The 8001-nt window shown below is 69.6% G+C and carries 6 protein-coding genes and 1 pseudogene; 4 read left to right on the forward strand and 3 right to left on the reverse strand.

Going from position 1 to position 8001, the window contains the following annotated elements:
• Window positions 1–164: 164 nt before the first annotated feature.
• Both V7Z54_RS08975 and V7Z54_RS08980 read left to right on the forward strand, forming a co-directional pair.
• Window positions 165–611, forward strand: a complete 447-nt coding sequence (locus V7Z54_RS08975; RefSeq protein WP_334135969.1) for a ribonuclease domain-containing protein — start codon at window positions 165–167, stop codon at window positions 609–611.
• 40 nt (window positions 612–651) lie between these two features.
• Window positions 652–1053, forward strand: a pseudogene (locus V7Z54_RS08980) (barstar family protein); the annotation flags it as partial.
• 304 nt (window positions 1054–1357) lie between these two features.
• Here V7Z54_RS08980 and rsmA read toward each other — a convergent pair.
• Genes rsmA through V7Z54_RS08995 form a run of 3 tightly spaced genes read right to left on the reverse strand, consistent with a single transcriptional unit; the run spans window position 1358 to window position 5977 of the window.
• Window positions 1358–2221 (reverse strand): 16S rRNA (adenine(1518)-N(6)/adenine(1519)-N(6))-dimethyltransferase RsmA, encoded by an 864-nt coding sequence (rsmA, locus tag V7Z54_RS08985; RefSeq protein WP_334135971.1) that lies wholly within the window; start codon window positions 2219–2221, stop codon window positions 1358–1360.
• Window positions 2218–3534, reverse strand: a complete 1317-nt coding sequence (locus V7Z54_RS08990; RefSeq protein WP_334135973.1) for a peptidylprolyl isomerase — start codon at window positions 3532–3534, stop codon at window positions 2218–2220. The genes rsmA and V7Z54_RS08990 overlap by 4 nt, the downstream gene beginning before the upstream one ends.
• The gene (locus V7Z54_RS08995) at window positions 3527–5977 is read right to left on the reverse strand and encodes an LPS-assembly protein LptD (protein WP_334135974.1); all 2451 of its coding nucleotides are present in this window, start codon (window positions 5975–5977) and stop codon (window positions 3527–3529) included. Before V7Z54_RS08995 ends, V7Z54_RS08990 begins: the two co-directional genes overlap by 8 nt.
• Before the next feature lie 75 nt (window positions 5978–6052).
• Here V7Z54_RS08995 and V7Z54_RS09000 point away from each other — a divergent pair, with 75 nt between their 5' ends.
• Entirely contained in the window at window positions 6053–7174 is a 1122-nt protein-coding gene (locus tag V7Z54_RS09000; RefSeq protein ID WP_334135976.1) for an aminoglycoside phosphotransferase family protein, read from the forward strand.
• Window positions 7175–7181: 7 nt separating this feature from the next.
• A complete protein-coding gene (locus V7Z54_RS09005; RefSeq protein WP_334135977.1) occupies window positions 7182–7949 on the forward strand; it encodes a 16S rRNA (uracil(1498)-N(3))-methyltransferase in 768 nt (255 codons plus the stop codon).
• The last annotated feature ends 52 nt before the right edge of the window (window positions 7950–8001 follow it).

Below are 8001 nucleotides of genomic sequence, written 5' to 3' on the forward strand. Positions count from 1 at the left end.
TTAAACGCTGGCGCGGCCCAGACGCTGCCGGCCCCTGCCCCGCCCAGCATTGCTGCGGCAGACACAAAATCCAGGCTTTGTCAAGATCTTGCATTCAGACGCCGCTTGGGGCACACTTGCGCGCTTGATTTTCAGGGTAAACCCCAACTGAGGATCGGCTGCGCATGGGTGAAGGCACAGCGACGCGGGGCGACGCCCGCCGTCGGGGGTGGCGGCGCGCGGCGACGGCGCTGGCGACGGTGGTGCTGGCGCTGGCAGCGCTGGGCAGCGGTGCTCCGGGCTGGGCCCGCAGCGGCCCGCCGGGCGCCGAGGTCGGCGCCAGCGCCGAAATTGCGCTGGCCGAGCTGCCGCGCGAAGCGCGCGAGGTCATGCGCCTGATCCGCCAAGGGGGGCCCTTCCCGTATGACAAGGACGGCACGGTGTTCTTCAATCGCGAGCGGCTGCTGCCGGTGTACAAGCGTGGCTACTACCGGGAATACACGGTGCCCACACCCGGCGTGCGTCACCGCGGCGCGCGCCGCATCGTCTGCGGCGGCTGGGAGCCCACCGTGCCCGACGCCTGTTACTACACGGCCGATCACTACGCGAGCTTTCGCCGCATCGTGCCGTGACGTAATCCCCGGTTACCTGACCTTTTTTCCGTTTGACGCCATGACCAACGAACAGCCTCTGCGCAACGTTCGCCCCAACATCGTTCAGTCGATTCGCGCCCACACGGTCAGCGGTCTGCAGAGCGCGGCCGAGACGCTGGGCCACCATTTCCTGTATGCCAATCTGGCCACGGCGCAAAACAAGCAGGACATCTTGGAGCTGATTTCGGCCCAATTCCAGCTGCCGCCGCACAACGGCAAGAATCTGGATGCGCTGTACGACTGCCTGACCGATACGGTGTACAAGTCGGGGCCACAAACTGGCTTCATCGTGGTGCTGGAGCACATCCCCACCAGCCCCAAGTTCGACAAGGAAGCGCGCGAGCAGCTGCTGGATGTGTTCCGCGACGTGGCCGATTTCTGGGCCGAACGTAAGGTGCCATTCCGCTGCTTTTATTCGTTCTCGGTGGCACGCGCGCCCAAGCCGGCCGAGTTGGCCGCCAGCGATGAGCCGCTGCTGACCGACAAGCTGGTGGACGTCAGCCCGCAGGCGCTGCGCATGAGCAGCCCGTTCAACGCCGGCTACTGGCTCAGCGCGGCCTGAGCTCGATCCCTCTGAGGAGTGACGATCGGTTGGCCGCCACGGTAGTATCCCCTCAGCTGTGGGCGGGGGATGGGGTATTCCGTGGCGACGGCCCGCACGACCTCGTCCGCGCTCCCTGCTGCGCGCAGGCCGACGGGGTACCGGGACCGATGGCTGCAGCCGCTCAGGTGTTCGGTCCCAGCGCGCGGGCCAGCGCCACGTACTCGGGCACCGTCACCTCTTCGGCGCGGCGCTGCAGGTCGAACTGGCCGCCAAAGCCGCGTTCCTCCAGCCAGCTCCCCAGCGTGTGGCGCAGCAGCTTGCGGCGTTGCGAAAACGCAGCCTGCACCAGCTCTTGCAACAGTGCCACGTCCAGCACGGCCGGCTGCGCCCAAGGCTGCATGCGCACCACGGCGCTGTCGACGCGTGGCGGCGGCTCGAATGCCGCTGGTGGCACCGTCAGCACCGCCTCCATCGCGTAGCGCCACTGCAGCATCACGCTCAGCCGCCCATAGGCGGCGGTGGCGGGGGCGGCCACCATGCGCTCCACCACCTCCTTTTGCAGCATGAAGTGCTGATCCTGCACCTGGTCGGCCCAGCGCAGCAGGTGAAACAAAATGGGCGTGGAGATGTTGTAGGGTAGGTTGCCCACCACGCGCAGGGGCCGTGGCGGCGCTGCCGTCGTCGCTGCGGGCGGCGGTGACCCGCAGGCCATGATGGCGTGCGGCGTGCCGTTACCGCAGCGTTGCGCCAGGGCGCCGAAGTCCACCGTCAGCACGTCGGCCTCGACGACGGCGAGCTGCGGGTGGCGGCGCAGGCGTGCGGCCAGATCGCGGTCGAGTTCGATGACGGTCAGCCGCCCTAGCCGCTCCACCAGCGGCTGCGTCAATGCCCCCAGACCGGGCCCGATCTCGACCATGCAGTCGCCCGGTTCGGGGTCGATGGCGCGCACCAGCGCGTCGATGATGGCCGGATCGCTGAGGAAGTGTTGGCCGAAGCGCTTGCGCGCGCGATGGCCATCGCTGACAGGGGCGTGGCGCGGGGTCACTGGGGGGGCTCGCGCTGTTCGACGTAGGCCCGTGCGCGCTGCTCGCGCACCACTTCCTGCAGCGCCTCGTCGGCCTTGCGCTGTCGCAGCACGGCGCGCACCGCATCGCGCTGCTCGCGCGCGCTGCGCTCGACCTGGCGGCGCTCCAGCACCTCGATCAGGTGGACACCAAAGCGCGAGACCACCGGCGCCGAGACCACCCCCACCGCCAGCGCATCCATCGCCTGCTCGAATTCCGGCACCAACTGGCCCGGGCTTACCCAGCCGAGCAGGCCGCCCTCGCGCGCTGTGCCATCCTGGCTGACCTCGCGCGCGGCGGCCTCAAACGGGGTCTGCCCGCTGACGATGCGTTCGCGCAGCGCTTGCAGCCGCGCGACGGCGTCGCGCTGGCTCGCTTCGTCACTGGCGCGCAGCAAGATGTGGCGCACGCGGGTTTGCGTCACCACCGGGTCGGGCAGGTCGGCCGGACGGCGGGTGAGCACCTGCAGCACGTGAAAGCCCGCGCCGCTGCGCACCGGCCCGACGATGTCGCCGGGGCGCGCTGCGCGCACCGCTTCCCAGAACAGGGTGGGGTAGCGGTCGGCGCTGCGCAGTCCCAACCGACCGCCTTGGGCGGCTTCGGGGGCGCTGGAATGTTGACGCGCCAAGGCGGCGAAGTCCTCCCCGCTGCGGGCGCGGCGTGCCACATCCTCGGCCAGTGCGCGCGCGCGCGCCTCGGTGTCACTGCTGGCGTTTTCGGGCACCGCGACAAAGACCTGGGCCAGCTCCAGCACCGTGCGCGCGGGGTCGGTCTGCGCCTCGCGCAACAAGGCGTCGATGTCGGCTTCGCTGACGCGCACGCGCGCTTCCTCGCGCTCGCGCAGGCGTTGCAGCAGCAGCTCGTTGCGCAGGTTGTCGCGGAAGGTGGCCACGGTCAGCCCGGCATCGGGCAGGCGCTCGCGTAGCTGGGCGACGCTGAGGCCGTTGCGCCGCGCCACCTCGGCTTCGGCGACATCGACCGCACTGTCGTCGACGCGGATGCCGCTGTCGCGCGCCCACTGCAGCAGCACACGTTCGTCGATGAGCTGCTCCAGCACCCGCTGCGCCAGCGCAGCGCGCTCGGCGGCAGGCAGCTCGGCGGGCAGTTCCAGCCGCGCCAGCCGGGTGCGCACGTCGCTGAGGGTGATGGGCTCGCCGTTGACCAGCACGACCACGTAGTCGGCGGTGGCCACCGGCTGCGAGCGGGACTGCGCGGCAGCCGCCAGCGGCGTTGCCAGCAGCGCGACGGTCAGGGCAGCGGCGGCGGCCCGGGCGACACGAGACGGTTCATTCATAGCGTTCGAAGCGGCTGGGCGGATTGAGATCTTCGCGCAGATACTGATAGCGGGGGATGTGCGAGCGCAGGGCCTGCAACGAACTGGTACCCAGACGCGAGAAGCCTGAAAACTCCAGCTGGAAGAGGATGCGCTGGTTGGCGCTGTTGGCGCTTTGCTGCTGGCGCTCCAGCACCACGCGGCCGATCCAACAGCCGGCATCGTATTCGAAGCCGGCCACCAGGTCGATGAGGCGACGATCGGTGAAGCTGTAGTTCACGCGTCCCACGCCGTACCACTGCCCAGGCCCCAGCGCCTGCCCGGGCCGCGGCGTCGGCGGCGGACCGCCCCACAGGGCGGCCAGCGGCCACTGCCAGGCCACGTCGAGCTGCTGGCTGCGGATGACCGTGGTCTCGTTGTTGCGATAGGCCACGCTGAGCACGCGGTACGGCCCGGGCTGGTAGCGCGCCGCCAGCACGGTGCGCACCGAGGTGCGGCGGGCGGCGTTGTACTGCCAGGTGCCGCTGGTGCTCCAAGTCGGCGTCCAGGCCACGCTGGCGCCAATCAGCACGTCGCTGCGGCCCTGCTCCGCGGGGCTTTCGTTGGGCAGGGTGACGCGTTGATCGCTCAGGCGCAGGCGCTGGGCCACGCCCACCGTGAGCAGCTCGCGCCCGTCGGCGGTATCGTACAACCGGGTCGTCACACCATAGGTGAGCGCGCGCAGATCGGCGATGCGGTCGTGGCCGCCGTAGGGGTTGGGGGTGTAGATGGTGGCCAGGTTGAAGTCGTAGGCCGCGCTGTCGTATACCGGCAGCAGGCGCTGGTCGCGGTAGGGTGTGGCCGACAGCAGTACGCGCGGCTCCAGTGTCTGGGCTACGGTGCGCCCGAACAGCTCGGCGCTGCGCTCGAACACCAGGCCACTGTCCAGCGCCACGGTGGGCAGGGCCAAGTTGAGGCTGCGCCGCCCATCGCCCAGTGGCTGATCGAACGTGTAGTGACGCAAGTGCCAGCGCAAGCTCGGTTCGATGAAGCCCCACGGGGCCTCCCAGCGACGGCCGATCTTCAGCACGCCCAGCATGCGGGTTCCGCCGACGTCGGTGCGCTGGTCACCGACACTGACGCCGTCCCAAATGGTGGGGGTGCGCCGGGTCTGAAAGCGGGTCAGTTCGGCGTCGGCGCGCACGCGCCAGCCATCGTCCGCTCCTGCCCAGGGATACGCCGGAACCCAGCGCAACGCCAGCGACGGCAGCCGGTCGTAGGGGGCCAAAATCTGCCCAGTCTGCAGCGCGCCCAGGGCCGCAGCCGCTCCCAGTGTCTGCCAGCGTTGCGCCAGCAGGCTGTACTGCCACGGCCCCTGCCCGCCGCTGAGCACCACCTGGTTGTCCAGCAGCCGCTGCGCCAGGTTGGTGATGACACTGGTGCGCGGAAAGTCGCGCCAGTAGTCGTCGTCGCTGACGCGGTTGAGCTGTATGCGCAAGCCTGTGCCGGGCAGCCCCGTGAGGCCGGACAGCGCGTGCTGATGCTGCAGCGCGTACGCCCAGCGGTCGCGGTTGCGCAGACGATCGCTCGGCATCCAGGCGGCGCGCACCTGCCCCGCGTAGTCACGCTCCAGATATCGATATTCCCCGCCCAGGTCGAGGCCGCGGCGCGTCATCAGCGTCGGGTACAGCGTCGCGTCGCGGTTGGGTGCCAGGTTGAAGTAGTAGGGGACAGTGGTCTCCAAGCCACTGCGGTTGTCCATATTGAGCGACGGCGGCAGCACCCCGCTCTTGCGGGCATTCGACAGCGGAAAGCTGATCCACGGTGCCGCCAGCAGCGTCACCCCCTGAAACTCGAGCCGCCCGCTGCGCGCCTCGCCGGTGTCGGTGCCCTGGTCGAACAGCACTTCGTCGGCGGTGATGGCCCACGCCGGGGTCCACGGTCCCGTGGGCGGACGCGGGCAGGTGCTGTAGCGCACCTGGTGCGCCACGGCGCGTTGCTCGTCCAAAAAGTCCACCCGGCTGGCTTCGCCTTGGCCGCCGGTGCGCAGAAACCGAAAGCGCACGTCCTCGAAGCGCCCTTCGAAGGTGTCGAGCTGCAGCCGCAGCCGCTCCCCTTCGAAGACATTGCCGCTGCGCACCACGCGCACCCCACCTTCCGCGATGGCGGTGTCGGTGCGTGCATCGTGCGTCAGGCGCTCGGCGCGCAGCAGCACGTCGTGGCGGCGCAGCACGGCCTGCCCCTGCACCACTGTCTCCCCGTCCACCTGACCGTGGATCTGTGCCCCTTCCACCACTGCTGGCGTCTTGCCGCGCACCGTGGGCGGCAGCGTCTCTTCCAGCGCCAGGGACGGCTGCAGGACCAGGCCCTGTGCGCCAGCCGACAGCGGTGCCACCACGGCTGCCAGTGCCGCCCCCAGCCGCGACAGGCGCGGGCTGTGCAGGCGGGAGATGGCCGCGACACCGGCCGGCAACAGGGGTTTCACGAACACACCGCAGCGCAAGCAAGGCCCCGCGGTCTAGACCGCGGGGCTGACTTCGTAGAATGCCGTCGATTATCCATGAGTACCCCGACCGATCCGTCTTCTTCGGCCATCGTGTGGGCCGACCCGGCGCGTGCAGCCGCCTTCGGGCGCTGGCTGCAGGGGCTGGCCGCGACACATGGCGTGCTGCCCGAAACGCTGCGTCTGGCCAGCGCCGATGCCAGCTTCCGCCGCTATTTTCGCCTGCAGCGTGCCCCGGCGCACGGCGGCGGCACCCTGATCATCATGGATGCGCCGCCCGTGCACGAGGACTGCCGCCCCTTCGTGCGGGTGGCCGCGCTGATGCGCGCCGCCGGCGTGCGTGTGCCCGAGATCCTGGCCTGGGACGAGGCGCAGGGCTTTATGCTGCTGACCGATCTGGGCGCGCAGACCCTGCTGCAAACGCTCGCCCCCGAACGCCCTGAGGCTGCGCTGCCCTACTTCAAAGATGCGATCGCGGCGCTGGTGGACTGGCAGCGTGCCAGCCAGCCCGGGGTGCTACCCCCCTACGACGAGGCGCTGCTGCGGCGCGAGCTGGCGCTGTTTCCCGAGTGGTACGTGCAGCGCTACCGGGGTGTGACGCTGACGCAAGCGCAGCAGCGCACGCTGCTGGCGGCGTTCGACCTGATCGTGCAGCGCGTGCGGGCGCAGCCCACGGTGTGGGTGCACCGCGACTACATGCCGCGCAACCTCATGCTGCCGTACGACGGCTTCGACCCGGCACGGCCCGACGGCCGCCTGGGTGTGCTGGACTTTCAGGACGCGGTGCACGGCCCGCTGACCTACGACATCGCCAGCCTGATGCGCGACGCCTTCCTGAGCTGGGACGAAGAGGTGGTGCTGGATGTGACCATCCGCTATTGGGAGGCGGCGCGCCGCGCCGGGTTGCTCGATGCCGAGGGCTGGGCACAGGATTTCGGCGCGTTTTACCGCGCGGTGGAGTGGATGGGCCTGCAGCGGCATCTGAAAGTGGCCGGCATCTTTGCGCGGCTGACGCTGCGCGATGACAAGCCGCAGTACCTGGCTGATACGCCGCGCTTCATCGGCTACATCCGCCACACGGCGGCGCGCTACCGCGAGTTGACGCCACTGCTCAAACTCCTCGACGCCATCGAGGGCACCAAGGCGCCGGTGGCCTACAGCTTTGGCCGCTTGGGCTGAGTGGGCGATGGGCGCACCCCGCATCCACCACCCCGAGGCGTTGCAACCCGGCCAGCTGCTGGTGCTGCCTGCGGCCGCCAGCCGCCACGTGCAGGTGCTGCGGCTGCAGCCGGGCGATGCGCTGACGCTGTTTGGCGACCCGCTGCTCGGCGGCGAGTGGCGGGCTGAAGTCGTGGCGATGGGGCGTCAGGCGGTGCAGGTGCGTGTGCTCAGCCACCACGCCGTCGAGCGCGAGGCGGTGCGTGCAGTGCACGTGGCGGTGGGCATGCCCGCCAACGAGCGCATGGACTGGCTGGTGGAGAAGGCGACCGAGCTGGGTGTGGCCTCTGTCCAACCCCTGATGACCGAACGCACCGTGCTGCGTCTAGGTGGCGAGCGCGCGGCCAAAAAGGTGGCGCACTGGCAGGCGGTAGCGGTGGCCGCTTGCGAGCAGTGCGGCCGCAATCGCGTGCCCAAGATACACCCCGTGCGTACCTTGGATCAGGTGCTGGCTCATGGCGGAGTGTGCGACGCGCAGCGCGATGCAAGAGGAGCATCTACCTGGCAGGTCTTTTTGTCTCTGCAAACCCAGGCGCGCCCACTGCATCAATGGCCAGATGTCCGCGTGTCGCACGCCGCCATCGAGCTCATCGTGGGCCCTGAAGGCGGGCTTAGTGAAGCCGAAGAGCAAGCCCTTTTAGCGGCGGGCTGGCGGCCACTGTCGTTGGGGGCGCGGGTGCTACGCAGTGAAACAGCAGCGCTAGCGGCACTGTGTCATTGGACGCTGGCGAGCTAAGGAACCTCTGCACAACCGCCCATCTGGGGCACAATGACGGCATTGGGGAGAA

It is taken from the genome of Tepidimonas sp. (genome assembly GCF_036824975.1).
Taxonomy (GTDB): Bacteria; Pseudomonadota; Gammaproteobacteria; order Burkholderiales; family Burkholderiaceae_C; genus Tepidimonas.